At 53.8% G+C, this 14734-nt stretch carries 14 protein-coding genes; 9 read left to right on the top strand and 5 right to left on the bottom strand.

All coding sequences use genetic code 11. The features are described from left to right. Positions 1–32: 32 nt before the first annotated feature. Positions 33–860 carry a VIT family protein gene (locus A7E48_RS09590; protein WP_083147351.1) on the bottom strand — a complete coding sequence of 276 codons (828 nt, stop codon included), beginning with the start codon at positions 858–860 and terminating at the stop codon, positions 33–35. Between the two features lie 242 nt (positions 861–1102). On the opposite strand from A7E48_RS09590, the gene A7E48_RS09595 reads away from it, so the two are divergent. The 3 genes from A7E48_RS09595 (at position 1103) to A7E48_RS09605 (ending at position 3512) form a co-directional block, all read left to right on the top strand. Then, positions 1103–1693: a peroxiredoxin gene (locus tag A7E48_RS09595; protein WP_068172797.1), complete on the top strand. Its 591-nt coding sequence runs from the start codon at positions 1103–1105 to the stop codon at positions 1691–1693. Continuing rightward, positions 1693–2226 carry a carboxymuconolactone decarboxylase family protein gene (locus tag A7E48_RS09600; RefSeq protein WP_068172800.1) on the top strand — a complete coding sequence of 178 codons (534 nt, stop codon included), beginning with the start codon at positions 1693–1695 and terminating at the stop codon, positions 2224–2226. The genes A7E48_RS09595 and A7E48_RS09600 overlap by 1 nt, the downstream gene beginning before the upstream one ends. Before the next feature lie 191 nt (positions 2227–2417). After that, positions 2418–3512, top strand: coding sequence for a CPBP family intramembrane glutamic endopeptidase (locus tag A7E48_RS09605; protein WP_083147350.1), 1095 nt, complete (start codon positions 2418–2420; stop codon positions 3510–3512). 61 nt (positions 3513–3573) lie between these two features. On the opposite strand, the gene A7E48_RS09610 is transcribed toward A7E48_RS09605, so the two are convergent. Further along, the gene (locus A7E48_RS09610) at positions 3574–4755 is read right to left on the bottom strand and encodes a hypothetical protein (RefSeq protein ID WP_068172804.1); all 1182 of its coding nucleotides are present in this window, start codon (positions 4753–4755) and stop codon (positions 3574–3576) included. A gap of 310 nt (positions 4756–5065) precedes the next feature. On the opposite strand from A7E48_RS09610, the gene A7E48_RS09615 reads away from it, so the two are divergent. Both A7E48_RS09615 and A7E48_RS09620 read left to right on the top strand, forming a co-directional pair. Further along, positions 5066–6385 carry a M18 family aminopeptidase gene (locus A7E48_RS09615; protein WP_068172805.1) on the top strand — a complete coding sequence of 440 codons (1320 nt, stop codon included), beginning with the start codon at positions 5066–5068 and terminating at the stop codon, positions 6383–6385. Between the two features lie 10 nt (positions 6386–6395). Next, entirely contained in the window at positions 6396–7067 is a 672-nt protein-coding gene (locus A7E48_RS09620; protein WP_068172806.1) for a response regulator transcription factor, read from the top strand. A 123-nt stretch (positions 7068–7190) separates the two neighbouring features. Here the strand turns inward: A7E48_RS09620 and A7E48_RS09625 are convergent, their stop codons facing one another. After that, positions 7191–8624: a HAMP domain-containing sensor histidine kinase gene (locus A7E48_RS09625; protein WP_068172808.1), complete on the bottom strand. Its 1434-nt coding sequence runs from the start codon at positions 8622–8624 to the stop codon at positions 7191–7193. Between the two features lie 52 nt (positions 8625–8676). Between A7E48_RS09625 and A7E48_RS09630 the strand changes: the two genes are divergently transcribed. The 3 genes from A7E48_RS09630 to A7E48_RS09640 are packed head-to-tail and all read left to right on the top strand — an operon-like array spanning position 8677 to position 10726. Beyond that, positions 8677–9369: a phosphatase PAP2 family protein gene (locus A7E48_RS09630; RefSeq protein WP_068172811.1), complete on the top strand. Its 693-nt coding sequence runs from the start codon at positions 8677–8679 to the stop codon at positions 9367–9369. Beyond that, on the top strand, positions 9353–9955 hold the full coding sequence (locus tag A7E48_RS09635; RefSeq protein WP_068172814.1) for a DedA family protein: 603 nt from the start codon (positions 9353–9355) through the stop codon (positions 9953–9955). Before A7E48_RS09630 ends, A7E48_RS09635 begins: the two co-directional genes overlap by 17 nt. A 15-nt stretch (positions 9956–9970) precedes the next feature. Beyond that, entirely contained in the window at positions 9971–10726 is a 756-nt protein-coding gene (locus A7E48_RS09640; RefSeq protein WP_141669443.1) for a phosphatase PAP2 family protein, read from the top strand. 394 nt (positions 10727–11120) lie between these two features. On the opposite strand, the gene A7E48_RS09645 is transcribed toward A7E48_RS09640, so the two are convergent. Together A7E48_RS09645 and A7E48_RS09650 are read right to left on the bottom strand one after the other, a co-directional pair. After that, complete coding sequence (locus A7E48_RS09645; protein WP_068172818.1) at positions 11121–11783, bottom strand: response regulator transcription factor; 663 nt, start codon at positions 11781–11783, stop codon at positions 11121–11123. An 85-nt stretch (positions 11784–11868) separates the two neighbouring features. Further along, a complete protein-coding gene (locus A7E48_RS09650; RefSeq protein WP_233126062.1) occupies positions 11869–12969 on the bottom strand; it encodes a sensor histidine kinase in 1101 nt (366 codons plus the stop codon). Between the two features lie 227 nt (positions 12970–13196). On the opposite strand from A7E48_RS09650, the gene A7E48_RS09655 reads away from it, so the two are divergent. Further along, a partial coding sequence (locus A7E48_RS09655; protein ID WP_068172827.1) for a glycoside hydrolase family 13 protein occupies positions 13197–14734 on the top strand: 1538 nt, incomplete at its 3' end.

Genomic DNA, 14734 nt, shown 5'->3' on the forward strand with positions numbered 1-14734 from the left:
AGGGTGGAAGCCCTATACCGCACCGAGTCCGCTTAGGCTACCGAGACCCCTAACAATAGACCGATTCCGTAGGTTGTCGCCAGTGCCAGTGCCCCGCCGATGACGACGCGAAGCGCTGCGCGCCCGTACTTGGGCGAACCGCCCCATTTGGCGCCCAACGTGCCGGTAATCGCTAGTGCAATAAGTACGCCGATGAAAGTTGCAGGTACTCGCCAAGCCACCGGGCAGAGCAGAATCAACAGGGTGGGGAGCATGGAGCCGATAAAGAAAGCTCCCGCAGAAGCAAGCGCAGCAGTCCACGGTGAGGGGATATCTTCGGCGTCGATTCCCAACTCAAAATCTAGGTGGGCATGGAGGGCATCTTCGTGGGTGAGCTCGATTGCTGCTGAGCGGGCGGTGCGTTCCGAGAGCCCGCGTTGCATCAAAATTGCCGTGAGCTCATCGAGTTCCGCTTCGGGTTCTTGGGCGAGTTCCGTCTTTTCCTTTTCGATGAGCGCTTCCTGGCTATCTACTTGTGAAGAGACGGATACATATTCTCCCAGCGCCATTGAGATAGCACCACCGACGACTGCGGCTGCTGCCGCTACGCCAATAGCTGTAGTGGATGATGTCGCACCTGCCACACCGACTACGGTAGCTGCTACAGACACAATGCCGTCGTTGGCTCCCAGCACTGCCGCTCGGAGGCGGTTGAGTTTTTCTTGGTAGGCGCTGTTGTTGTGAGGTTCGTGGTTGTGGAGGTTGAAGGTGGAACGTGCTTCGTGGGAAACGGAGGTCAATAAATCGGCTTTACGTTCTGCAGGAGAGGGGCCGGGGACGCGCGGAGGATTTCCTGCGGTGGCAAGGTGCTGTTGTCTCATGGAACTAGTAAACCGCGAAGGGCGAGAGAAAACTAGCAAGTTTGCACTGACTGAACCCCTGTTTAGGCAGGGGTAATACAAAAGAGGCGGGGTACTGCGAAGTAAAATTTGCTATCCACCGAGTGTTGCTATTATGATAAATTCATAATAAGCTGATAAGCGAAGCTAACCCAAACCGGGAAAGCACTCAACGATCATTCCGCGCTCCACGCGGAATCCGCACCACAGAAAGCGTGATAAACATGCCCGTTTTGACTATTGGCGACGAATTCCCCGAGTACGAACTGACCGGTGTTATTCCCGGCGATCTCTCCAAGGTGGACGCACAGCAACCAGAAGACTACTTCACCACCGTATCCTCAAAGGACCGTGATGAAGATCAGTGGCGTGTCGTCTTCTTCTGGCCTAAGGACTTCACCTTCGTATGCCCTACCGAAATCGCAGCATTCGGCAAACTTGCTGACGAGTTTGAAGCACGTGACTGCCAGGTTATCGGTGCATCGGTTGATAACGAGTACACCCACTACGCATGGCGTCGTTCACACGAAGAACTGCAGGATTTGCCCATCGTCATGGCATCAGACCTCAACCGTGAACTCGTGACCGCGCTCGGCATCAAGAATGCCGATGGCGTAGCAGACCGCGCAACCTTCATCATTGACCCCAATAACGTTATCCAGTCGGTATCCATCACCGCTGACTCCGTAGGGCGTAACACCGATGAAATCCTTCGCCAGCTCGACGCACTGCAGTCAGATGAACTCTGCGCATGCAACTGGAAGAAGGGCGCAGCAACCATCGACGCTTTCAAGGAAATGGGTGGTGACAAGTAATGAGCATTGAAAACCTCCGTTCAGCGTTGCCCTCCTACGCGAAGGACATGAACCTGAACCTTTCTTCGCTGACCCGCATCACCTCGCTGTCCGAACAGCAGCTCTGGGGTGCAATTCTCGCATCCGCAGCAGCTACCAAGGTTGACTCGGTTGTCGTTGAAATTGCTGAAGAAGCTAAGCAGCACCTCTCCGACGAGGCTTACAACGCCGCGCTCGGAGCAGCGACCATCATGGGAATGAACAACGTTCTCTACCGCACCCGTGGTTTCCTCGACGGCGCATACGACGATCAGCGTGCAAACCTACGCATGCAGATTATCGGCAAGTCTGGGGGAATCGAGAAGGTAGACTTCGAGTTCTTCTCACTGGCAGTGTCCGCTGTGAACGGTTGCTCTCACTGCGTAGCCGCACACGAGCACACCGTCCGCGAAGAAGGTCTTTCAAAGGAACAGGTCAATGAGGCAATCCGTATTGCTTCGACCCTTGCCGGCGTAGCTCAGGGCATCCAGCTTGCAGAGGCATTGGGCAAATAAGTCTGAGATTTTTATAGATTATCCCGCTTCAGCGTGCGTGAAAGAGCTAATTTTCACGCACACTGAGGCGGGATTTTTCTCTTAAACCCAGCGCCGGGGCGACCACTCCTTCACGTACAGCTGGACGATGCGCCCAGCCTTTCGTCCTCTGGAATGATGCACTTGGCACCCATAATCACTAGGCTTAATACATGACCGAACCGAACCGCACCCCCATTCCTTGGCAGCAGCAAAACGCCTCCTTTACCCAGGGGCAGCATCCTGCTGAACCTCCGCGCATCATGCCGCCTGCGCCGCCTGTTCTCGGCGGGGAATTTCAGCCACCGCGTGAACTTACAGAACTTGAGTACCACAGACTCTCTCATGCGGATGCGCGAACCCGCTGGTGGTCGCCGCTGCTAGAAGGTCTAACTGGCGGCTTTATTTATGCGATTTTTAACGTGGTTGCTGGTTTGATTTTTGCTGTGTGGGCTATGAATTCTGGGGCAACGGAAGCTGATTTTACGTTGGAAGGCTTACAGACTAAGTCCCTCTCTTCGCCTGCTTTCTTCTTCCTGATGTTCGGCACAGTCGCTCTCATGTTTCCTGCGTTGTGGCTTGCCCGACTGATTTGCAGGCCTAAGCCATGGGGTCTTATTCACTCGGTTGTCGGGCGAATGCGGTGGAGCTGGCTCTTTCTCTGCATGGGGATTTCGATTGTTCTCTTTGTACTGCTCCCGGTGGTGTTTGAACTGATCACCGGAGGATCATTCGCCGTTGAAGCCAGGATTCCCGCTACCACGTTGATCTGGATGATGGTTCTGGTCTTTTTACTGGTTCCGCTACAGTGCTATGCCGAGGAACTGGTCTTTCGCGGTTACCTGATGCAGACGCTCGGGCGGTGGCTCAAACATCCCGCGTGGGCAATCATTCTGCCCGCTCCCTTGTTCATGCTCGGCCATGCCTACGATATGTGGGGTCAGCTTTCTATCCTGGTCATGGGCTTGGCGGCTGGATTCATGGTCTGGTACACCGGCGGGTTAGAAGCCTCGATTGCTATGCACGTGGTCAATAACGTCTACCTGATGTTTATGGGTGTGATAGGTCTCGTTGATCCTTACGCGCAGGAGGGATCAACTTTTGTAGATTTTCTCTGGGCAACAGGTATTGAGTTGCTGCTGGTTGTGGTGATTATGTACGCTGCCCGCAAGGTAGGTATCACACGGCGAGTCACATTCCCTGTAGTGATTTCCCCTCAGCGGTGGGTGCACATGTCTGCTGAAGAAAAGGCTCAAGCGATTCGTTAAACAATGCTGCCCACCGTATCTATGTACGGTGGGCAGCATTGTTTGCGCAGAGAAGTCTCTCTTACTTAAAGGTCACGCTCCACTTGCCATCGGTGGCAGAGACCAAGAAGAGGGTCTTTCCACCCTTCACTTTGATGGTCTTCACGGTAGGTTTTGTGGTCTCTAGCGCAGGTTTGACGAGCGGGTCATCATCTACTCCGCTCTGCAAGGAGAAGGAGCTCTTTTTCGATCCCTCATCAGGCACGAAACGCACGTCAAGTTTGCTGGAATCACCCTCATAGAAGAAGGCGCTCGGGGAATCGCCGCTAGCGGTTTCGCCCTTTTCATAGGTGGGGGTGCTCGATAGCGGGAAGAGCTTGATGTTCCACTCGCCGTCGCCATCTGCCTTGATTTTGAAGGTTCGGGTGCCACCAGGCACGACGTCGAAGAGACCAGCGCCCTTCAGGTTCTTTCCCTGGTAAGTACGGGAGTATTCGTTGGGCTTGTCCATTAAATCCATCCCTTGGAGGGAGAATTTGCTGTTTTCGTCATTGCCCTTGAACGTGTAAGTGTAGTAGGCGCCTGCACCGCCGGGGATAATCATGTCGAAAACTTCCAGACCCTTACCGCTGTAGCCGTTGTACTCGCCCTTGAGCTCTTTGGGAGTGCCGGGTACTACGGATGCAGAAGGTGAGCTTGAAGCTGCCACGGTTGACTGAAGCGCGGTAGCGCTGCTGGTTTCTAAGGTCGACGGCGCCGCAGCGGACGTCGAATCCTGGGAAGCATTGGTGGTTTCTTCTTCGTGATGACCGAGGAGGATTCCTCCAGCGAGAAGTGCCAGTAGAGCCGCGCCGGTGCCTAGCAACAATCCGGTACGACGGCGGGGCTTTTCGCCCTCTGCGGCAACTGAAGCTTTCGCGGGTTCGGTAGGTTCTGCAGATGCCGCAGCCGCAGAGATGGCGGGCGCAGCAGAAGCGGCGGCAGCAGGAGCTACTTCTTCTTCGCGGTCTGCTAACGGTGCCACTTTTTCTTCTTGAGCGGCAGCGGGGGTTACGTCGTCGTGGACCTCTGCCGCAGTTTCAGGGTGAGAATCTGCTGTAGCTGCGGGTTCAGAATTCTCTGCCGGAAGATTGCTTTCCTCCCGCCAAAACTGCCACTTATCGGGAGCGGGGCCCCACTCAGGGTCGGGCTGCCAGCCAGGCTCAGGCTTCCATCCGCGTGGTTTCTGGGGCCAGTTCGGAGGCATATTAAAGATGAGAGCCATGAGTGATTTTTCCTCAAAATATTTACTAAGTGGTGAATGTGGGGGGGGTGGGTTAAGTCTATAAATGGGAACGTTTGCGCCACGCTTTATCATCCGCGCCCAGCTCTGGAATAACAGCCTATAGAGTGTCACCTGTTTGGCTGGGTATGCGAGGAAGAATGAGCATTTTCCGCTCATGGCTGGGTATAACAGTTATGGGGTTAATTTTTTCCCAGCAGGAATGGGGAGCTTCTTTTACGTCACAGAGGAGGTTACCTAGCTGCTTGTGCACTTCTTCCTGCTCTTTTCGCGAGTTAGATACACTGGGTTTATGACCTTTGACGCTCAGAAAAATATTGAAGATCTCGGTGCCTTTGTGGCGGCTTCCCCCACCAGTTTTCACGCTGCGCAGGAGGTGGCTCGTCGTCTAGAGCAAGCTGGGTTCAGCCAGCTCAACGAGCGGGAGGCATGGGGGAGCGACGTCGCCTCGGGGCAGCATTTTGTAGTGCGCGATGGCGCGGTCATCGCTTGGGCAGGCGGTGCGGGGGAGAAAGCCTCTGGCTACCGCATCCTGGGGGCGCATACTGATTCGCCGTCGTTGAAGGTCAAGCCTCGTTCTTCGGTGAGCACCGCCGGGTGGAATCAAGTGGGCGTTGAAATTTACGGTGGCCCTCTGCTGAACTCTTGGCTGGATCGCGAACTGTGCTTGGCAGGGCGGCTCACCGTTCGTCGTGGGTCTGAACTCAAAGATTTTCTGGTGTCCACCGGGCCCATCGCACGGTTGCCTCAGCTAGCAATTCACCTCGATCGGAGCGCCAACGAGGGGCTGAAACTGGATAAACAGGGCAATCTTTACCCCGTTTGGTCTACCGCAGATATTGAAAATGATGTGCTGGGTTTCGTAGCCCAATACGCCCAGAATGAGCGGGGAGAGGCAGAACGAATTAACTCCGCACACATCGTGGGGTATGACCTGCTGTTTGCAGATACCCAGGCGCCGCGCGTCTTTGGGGGAGCCAATGAATTTTTTGCTTCAGGACGTCTCGATAATCTGTCATCGGTTCATGCCGGTTTGACGGCGCTTGAACGCTACGCCGGTGGGGAACATAACCGCCGAGCCCAAGAGACCGTGATGCTCGCAGCGTTTGACCACGAGGAAATCGGATCTGCCTCCCGGTCGGGTGCGGCAGGACCGTTTCTTGAAGACATTCTGGTGCGCATTTCTGCCGCGCGTGGTGAGAACACTGAGGAATACCGCCGCTCTATTAGCAATTCTGTATGCCTTTCAGCAGACGCCGGGCATCTGGTTCACCCTAACTATGTGGGGCACCACGACCCAGCAAACCACCCTCAGCCAGGGCACGGTCCGCTGCTGAAAATCAACGCCAACCAGCGGTACGCTACCGATTCGGTAGGTGCGGGAATTTTTGCCCTGGCGTGCTCAAAAGCGGATGTTCCCTTCCAGGAATTCGTGTCTAACAATAATGTTCCCTGCGGTTCGACTATCGGCCCCATTACGGCAACCCGACTGGGAATGCGTACCGTCGACGTCGGAATCGGGTTGCTTTCCATGCATTCGGCACGCGAAATGTGCCACGTGCACGATATGGCATTCATGACGCGCGCGATTGAAGGGTTCTTTACCCTCTAGCGGTGTCGGTATGAAAGTTTTAGTGATTGAGGACGACGCCGCCCTGCGCGCCACACTCGAAAAAGGGCTCACTGCGCTGGGATGGAATGTGGAGAGCGCCATGAACGGTGAAGACGGGCTTTGGGCAGCAACCGAAGGTTCCTTCGACGTGGTGGTCTGCGACATCCGCATGCCCGTCATGAACGGATACGACGTTCTGAAAAACCTGCGGGAGCGTTCCAACTGGACGCCGCTTCTGATGCTTACCGCTAAAGACGGCGAGTACGATCAGGCGGATGCCTTCGAGTTAGGAGCAGATGATTATCTGACTAAACCCTTCTCTTTCGTGGTGCTCAACGCGCGGTTACATGCCCTTACCCGCCGCGCTGTTGCTCCCCGCCCCGCCGCGCTGGAGGTGGGCACGCTCGTCCTTGACCCCGCCAAGCACGTGGTTCACCGATCTGGGGAAAGTATTGAGTTGACCTCGCGTGAGTTTGCGGTACTGGAGTATCTCATGCGTCATGCCGAGAATGTGTGTTCCAAGCTCGACATCCTCAACAACGTGTGGGACTCAGCCTATGACGGTGACCCCAACATCGTGGAGGTCTATGCGGGTCATCTACGGAAGAAAATTGATGCCCCCTTTGGCACGTCTACACTCAAAACTGTTCGCGGACGGGGTTATATGGTCAGCGCCGACTAGGTGAAAAAACCGCCTTACTTGCTGTTTGCTCTTGATGCTTTATTGGAATCACCGCAAATCCGAGAGGGAGAAGCAGCGCTGGGAGAATGCTCAAGAAGAACAATCATCCCCCGCCGAGCAGTGCTAACCTTTTTCCGCTAGCGGTAACCGTATCTCGAACCGCGCCCCGCCCAACGGCGAATCGGTGAGGGAGAGTTCGCCGTCGTGCGCTAGGGCAATATCGTTCACAATCGAGAGCCCCAACCCGGCGCCGCCGGTGGAACGATTGCGCGACTCGTCCGTCCTGCCAAAGCGGGTCAACACCAGCTCTTTGGCAGAATCAGGTACGCCCTCGCCGTCATCCTCTACCGAAATAACCGCCTGTGAACCGCTGGTTTCCACTGAAATGTTGATGCGCTCGCGGCAGTACTTGGCAGCGTTATCGGTAAGGTTGCGGACGGCGCGAGTGAGCGCGTCGGGCACGCCGAGCACCCGCACGGGCTCGATTGCCCCACCGATTTTCAGGGCGGGGTGCAGGGTGGCAAGACGGGCGCGTTCGGTGAGAGCCAGATCGTCCAGGTCTATTTCTTCCCGCGGTGCAGAGCGGTCTTGTGCTGAAGCGGAGGCAAGCAAATCGTCTACCAGGCGTTGCATTCGCACGGATTCCGGCGCCAGAATTCCGTTGACAGAGGGCAAGTCGATGGGTTCACCGGTGATTTGAGCTATCTCCACCAGCCCAGAAATACTGGCGATAGGGCTGCGAAGTTCGTGGGAAGCGTCCCCTAAGAAGCGCAATTGAGTGGCGCGGGAACCTTCAAGCCTGCCTAGCATGGAGTTCATGGTGTGGGCGAGGGCTGAGATCTCGTCACCGGGAGGCGGTTCGGGCACGCGTCGGGAGAGCTCGGTAGAAGAAATGTTCTCTACTTCAGCTCGAATTTGCTCCACGGGTGCAAGCGAGGACCGGACTGAGCGGAACGTCAGCCACCCGGAAAGTAAAGCAAAAAGTGGTACAAACAGCGCGAACACACTCGCAATCAGAAGATACAGTTCGTGGTCTTTATCAGCTTCGATACCTGTGAGCACCGTATAGGTGGTGCCCTTTACTGAAATCTTTTGCGCCAGGGCATGAAAATCTTGACCCCCGGCGTGCACCCCATCGATAGGATGCCCGACGCCGTCATCCGGCACCTGCTCATAAAGATTTGCAGGAAATTCAGGGGAGGCAATAGAAGAGCTCTCCGCCACGAGCCCTGAAGAATCAAAGAGGGCGACCATGTCTATACCGGCGCCGGTTTCTGCAACGTCATCTTTCAGTTGCTGGCGAGAAGCTGAATTTTGAGATAGGTCGTCAAGCCGAGCTTGAAGATTTTGCTGAATATTACCGTGCAGAGAGAAGTAGAGAACTCCCACGGCTAAAGCCGCAATCAGTACACCAACCGCTAAAGCAATGAGGGCAGAAAGCAGGCCCGCGCGCGCTGGAATGGAACCGAAACGACGAAGCAGGTGGCTGTTGAGGGTGCTCTGAGTCCAAGAGCGTGAGGGGCGAAGAAAGTTCACGAGGACAAGGCTACCTGGCATTTGCTGAAACTTCTTCAGCAAAGCTTCAGGAAGTTTTTGAGACTCTTAGGACATGACCCAGAATCTGTTCCTTCGCCCCACTGCCGCACAGAAAGTTGCCGGCATGGTGAGTGCCGCTCTTTTGGTGGTGCTGACGGCAATCAACCTGATTTCTACCACGAACCCCTTTGATACCGGCGTGCTGTCTTGGGCAGTTGCCCACCGTACTCCGGGCATGAACGCGCTGATGCTGAACATTACGAATGCTTTTACCCCTACTGACATCGTTATTTACACCTTTATCCTGGCAACCGGGGTGGCGCTGTGGAAGAAGAGCTTCAAACTGTGGTTCGCGTTCTTTGGTGCGGTGGGGGTTTCCAGCGTGGTGGGCCAGGTCATCAAACATATTGTAGGGAGAAGCCGCCCCGATCTAGCCTTCCAAATTGTGCATGAGACTGACCTTTCCTTCCCCTCCGGTCACGCAACCGGCATAGTCTCTCTGGTCGTAGCGCTTTATCTAGTTCTGTTTTTCTCCACTCGAAATCGCGCCGCTCTTGCAGTCTTGGGAGCAATTCTTACCGTACTCGCCACCCTCGTCTGCCTCAGCCGTGTTTACGTGGCAGCGCACTGGAGCACCGACGTCGTCGCCGGGGCTGCCTTGGGATTGTGCGTGAGTATTGCCTGGTTCTGGGTCACCGAAAAGGTATTTACCGCATTTGCCAACCGCCGTGCTGAAGCTAAGGAGAGCCATGAACTCGCTGCTTGATCCTTCCCATCTCATCACCACTTTCGGGTTACTCGGTGTTGCCGCTATCCTATTTGCCGAAACCGGTATTCTGATTGGCTTCTTTTTGCCGGGCGACTCACTCTTATTCATTGCAGGGCTGATGACCGGTGGCAACAACCCCATAGCCCCACTCTGGCTGCTGTTGATAGTGACAGTGGTAGCCGCTTTTGCCGGGGACCAAGTGGGTTATCAAATCGGTAAAAGCGCTGGTCCTGCCGTTCTGCGTTCTAAGGCAGGGCACATGATTGGCGAGGTCCGCATCAACAAAGCACGTGATTACTTCGATAAATACGGTGCTCGGACCGTCATTATCGCCCGTTTTATTCCTGTAGTTCGCACCGTGGTGCCTGTGCTTGCAGGCATCAACGAAATGCCCCGAACTACCTTTATCCGCTGGAATCTTATAGGCGCTCTTGCCTGGGGTACGCTGTTACCCATCGCCGGCCACTTCCTGGGTGAAATCAGCTTTATCCGTGACCATGTGGACCTCATCGTTCTTGGAATCATTGCAGTCTCGTTGGTTCCTGTGGTTCTTCAGTTTTTCGCGGCGAAAAAAATGGTCTAGTAGAAAGGTCATTTGGTGAGCTCACTCTCCCCACGAAAAGATACTCATGAGGCGCGAACCTCCACCCGGGATTACGTGCAGACGATGGACGACGCGCAGGCACGCCTTGCGCTGATTACCCAGTACCACCGGGTGCGGCTATTGGGCGCTACCGTAGGCGGTCTCCTTCTGTTTCTCGGCTTGCTTTTGGTCAATGTTCGCAACCCCCAAAACGCAGTGGATAGCTTTATCTGGAACCTCTTTGTCACCGAACGAGAGAGCTGGGCGAATAAACCGATAGAAATTTTCACCTCCGGATTCAACACCTTGCCAGACTGGGCCTACGCAGTCGTTGCCATTGTGATTATTGGTTTGTGGCGGCGCTCCTGGCTGCCCTTGGTGACTATCGGGCTGACGATGTTGCTCTCTTCGGGCGCTATGGTTCTGGTCAAAAATATTCTCGACCGCCAACGCCCACCGCTGGTAGACCGTCTCGTTCACGAAACCACGTTCTCTTTCCCCTCCGGCCACTCGACCGGAATTGCCGCACTGTGCGTCTCCATTTTTCTGGCATGCTATGTGGTATTGAACCGGCGTGCTCGTTGGATCTTAGGCATACTTCTTGGGCTATTAATGCTCGCGGTTGCCTGCTCACGCCTCTACGTGGGAGTGCACTGGGGCAGCGACGTACTTGCCGGGCTCACGTTAGGAACCACCACTGCCTGCCTGGTTTACGCGATTTTTCCTGCCGGGTTGGTCAAACAGAGCCCAACAATCTATACAAAAGTATAAAAAGAAATCGCTTTCTCTCTTTTAGAGTGAGAGATGAAGGAGAGTTTTCAAGCCAGAATTTCATTCTAGCCAGATGATAATTCACTGATCGATGATGCATGAGGTCGAGCAGGGATAACTTCTCATGAAATGACGGCTGTTTCCCCTTCATCTGATAAATAAATAGCGAAGAAGACCCGCATATCATCCAGAATTTCAACCGATTCAAGGACACCGTGAAGCAGGGACCCCTATACCTGCACACTGCCCCTTAATCGGCGATTATTGCAGCCACTTTCCCTGGTGAGCTTATCAACGCATAAAACCTCTATAGGCGTTGATGCTAGCCCTAGCTGAGGTAATCAAAGAGTGCGGGTCTTCTTTTCCATTTCCGCATATATTGCAGGAAAAAGTCTTAGAGCTTTCCCACATCCACGATATGGTGTTCAATCGCTTTGATAAGAATTTGCACGCGATCCCTTACCTGCATCTTTTCCATAATCTTTACAAAACGCGCTTTTACAGTCGATTCACTAATGAAAAGTTGCTCCGCCATTTCTTTATTATTGAGCCCCTGCGCGAGTAATTTAATGACCTCGAGTTCTTTGTCTGTTAAAAGATCTTTGTAGGGAGAAGAATCTTCTTCGATAGATGGTCCGGTTTCTTTGAGCGTGTGAACCACATGGCGGGTAACTTCTGGTGAAAGTACCGAGCCGCCGCTCATCACCGTCTGGATTGCAGAGGTGATTTGTTCGGGTGAAGAACTCTTTACTAGATAACCGGATGCTCCCGCATGGAGTAGGTTCACCACATACCGGTCAGTTGCGAAGGTTGATAACCCCAGGATGCGCACGTCGGGTAACTCCTGATGAATAATCGAAGTAGCTTCCACACCGTCAATTCCCGGCATCTGCATATCCATCAGGATGACATCGGGGCGTAGACCGCGCGCCTGCACGATAGCAGATTGCCCATCGCGGGCTTCTCCCACTACCGAAATATTCTTTTCATGGGCAAGGTAATCGTTAATAATTTCACGCATGATGGCTTCATCATCTGCTATCAGAACTTTTATCATTGATTGTTCTTTCCCCTGCTAGATTTAATGCACCGTTTTCGAGCCCGACATTTTATATTCAAGGCAACTGGCATACCTTGAAAATTTACCGGTGCAAAGGATAAAATGCCTCGATAATCCACAACTTATTATCCTCTGCGATCTCTAATTTTCCGCCTAATGAATTGCACCTTGTTTTCATCGCCTCTAAACCAGTTTGAGTAGACCCTATGGTCGATTTCTCGTGACTGATTCCGTTGATTGTTTTGAGACTAAATCCCTGAGTATTTATCCGCAGATATATTCTGACCAGCACCCGAGGGTCGCCGTGTTTAAACACGTTGGTTGCCATCTCTCGGGCGGTGCGGCGTAAGGCCTGGCGTATGGCGCGAGGGATCTCCCGGATTTCCCCGGATATATCCAGGTCCACGGAAAACCCGAGTTCTCTCAGTGCTTTAGCAATCCGGTGCAAATCGTTCGTTAAAGATTCAGCATCGGTGGTTTCTCCCGAAAGATCACCAATCTCTAAAAGATCCTCGGAATAGAGAAGCGGTTCTTCAACCGCCGCGCTGTGATTTTTTAACAGAGAAACAACACTGCGTAAATCTTGCAGCGTCTGTTGAGCAGACTTGCCAATACTCTCTAAAATCATCTCCGTTTGTTCGGGGGTTTTAAGATACCTGGCGCGTTGCGCCTGCATAGCAATCAGCGTGATTTCGTGTGCCACGATATCGTGTAACTCGTGGGCAAGTTTGATGCGTTCTTCTTGGCGAACCTGCTCCTGATGTGCCTGACTCAACAGAAGCTCCGACCGGGTTTGAAGGGTGGTCTGTTTGAGCCAATTAATGAGGAGTCCGCTAATCAGAGCAAGCAACACCCCGATGGTAGCTACCAGATGAACTGCTGAATCAAACGGCGGAATCAAAAAGGGGGTGAAACTTAGCATGAGTAAAGTCATCATGGAGTACCACAGGGCTTGACGCCACGGTAAAAAGTAGACGATGAGACCACTGCTGAGAGTCGCTGGCAACACCAGACTTACCTGATTCATAGATTCACCAGTAGGATTCATGCCCACGATAAACCACACGAGAAACCAGACGCCAACCCCTATATAAGTATTAAGGGCAACCGCAACCAGAGGTGCGTAAGCAAGCGACAGAAAAAAGATGCTTTGCGTGTCCTGATGATCGAATAAACCATCCACATAGTCAGATAGACAAATAATGATTCCCGCAAGGAATGCTGAGATTCTTAACGCTGTGTCTGAGAGAAGGAACCGGCGCGCCATCTGCGCGTACGGAGAAAGATTCACCACAGAAAAATTATAGGTGGAATTTATTTCTAATTTTTGAAAAACTCACCGGCTTCAGAAAGCTTCAGTTACGCGCACCACTTCGATAGCGTTAAAGAAAACCTATTGATTGGAGAATCATGGCTGAGAATTTCAACGGCGAAAATTTTGCGGCACCGCTGGGAATTGACCCTGACTGGTGGCGGCAGGCGGTGGTCTACCAAATTTATCCCCGCTCTTTTGCCGATCAAGACGGCAACACCATCGGCGATTTGAAGGGCATCACCTCCCGCGTTCCTTACCTGAAAGAGCTGGGGGTTGACGCCGTCTGGCTTTCCCCCTTCTATCCTTCTGAACTTGCTGATGGTGGTTACGACGTCGCGAACTACCGCGATGTTGACCCCAAAATTGGCACCCTGGAAGATTTTGATGAGATGGCAGCAGCACTGAAAGACGCTGGCATCAAAATTGTGGTTGATATCGTTCCCAACCATACCTCTGACCAGCACGAATGGTTCCAGGCGGCGCTGAAGGCTGGCCGCGGTTCGGCAGAGCGTGACCGGTATATCTTCCGCGAAGGTAGTGGCGAAAACGGCGAGCTACCCCCTTCTGACTGGGTGGCAATTTTCGGCGGTTCGGCATGGGAGCAGGTGGAAGACGGTCAGTGGTATCTGCACCTCTTTGCACCCGAGCAGCCTGATTTGAACTGGAAGAACCCAGAGGTTCACGAGGACTTCAAGAAGACTCTCCGTTTCTGGTCCGATCGTGGGGTGGATGGCTTCCGCATCGACGTCGCCCACGCACTCACTAAAGATTTGGCGGAGAACAACTCAGACCTCCCCACCGAGGATCAGCTCCAGACTATTCCCAAGTCAGACGGCAATCACCCTATTTGGGACCGCGATGAAACCAAGCAGATTTACCGCGAATGGCGTGAAGTCTTCAATGAATATGACCCGCCGCGCACCGCCGTTGCCGAAGCATGGGTAGAAAGCGAGAGGGTTCCCGCCTATGCCAGCCCCGATGGTCTAGGGCAGGCCTTCAACTTTGATTTGCTCACCGCTCGTTTTGAGGCCGGAGAGTTCAAGAAGATTGTTGCGCAGAATCTGGAACTTTCGGCGAAGTCAGGTTCGTCGAGTACCTGGGTGCTTTCTAATCACGACGTCGTTCGGCACGCCACTCGCTATGGTCTACCTATCTCTACCGAGAAAACCAATGAAGAGATTGCCCGCGCATGGCTTCTTGATGGCGCTCCCGAAGATCAGCTTGATCGTGAGTTAGGGGAGAACCGCGCCCGTGCGGCAACCCTGTTTGAGTTGGCATTGCCCGGTTCGGCGTACCTCTATCAGGGGGAGGAGCTCGGCTTGCACGAGGCTGGTCAAATCCCTGATGCTGACCGCCAAGACCCCACGTTCTTCCGTTCGCCGGGAGTCAATGTGGGTCGCGACGGTTGCCGCGTGCCCCTGCCCTGGACACGCACCGGAGAATCTTTGGGGTTTGGTCCAGCAGGAGCGCACTTGCCTCAGCCAACGTGGTTTGCTGATTACTCGGTCGAGGTAGAAGAAGCAGATTCTTCATCTACTTTGAATCTTTACCGCGCTGCACTGAAGGCTCGGCGGGAGTTGCAGGCTGCCGAGAAATTGGAATGGCTCGAAACAGGTTCGGAATCGGTGCTCGC

Origin of the sequence: Rothia sp. ND6WE1A, assembly GCF_001683935.1 — a bacterium.
Taxonomy (GTDB): Bacteria; Actinomycetota; Actinomycetes; order Actinomycetales; family Micrococcaceae; genus Rothia; species Rothia amarae.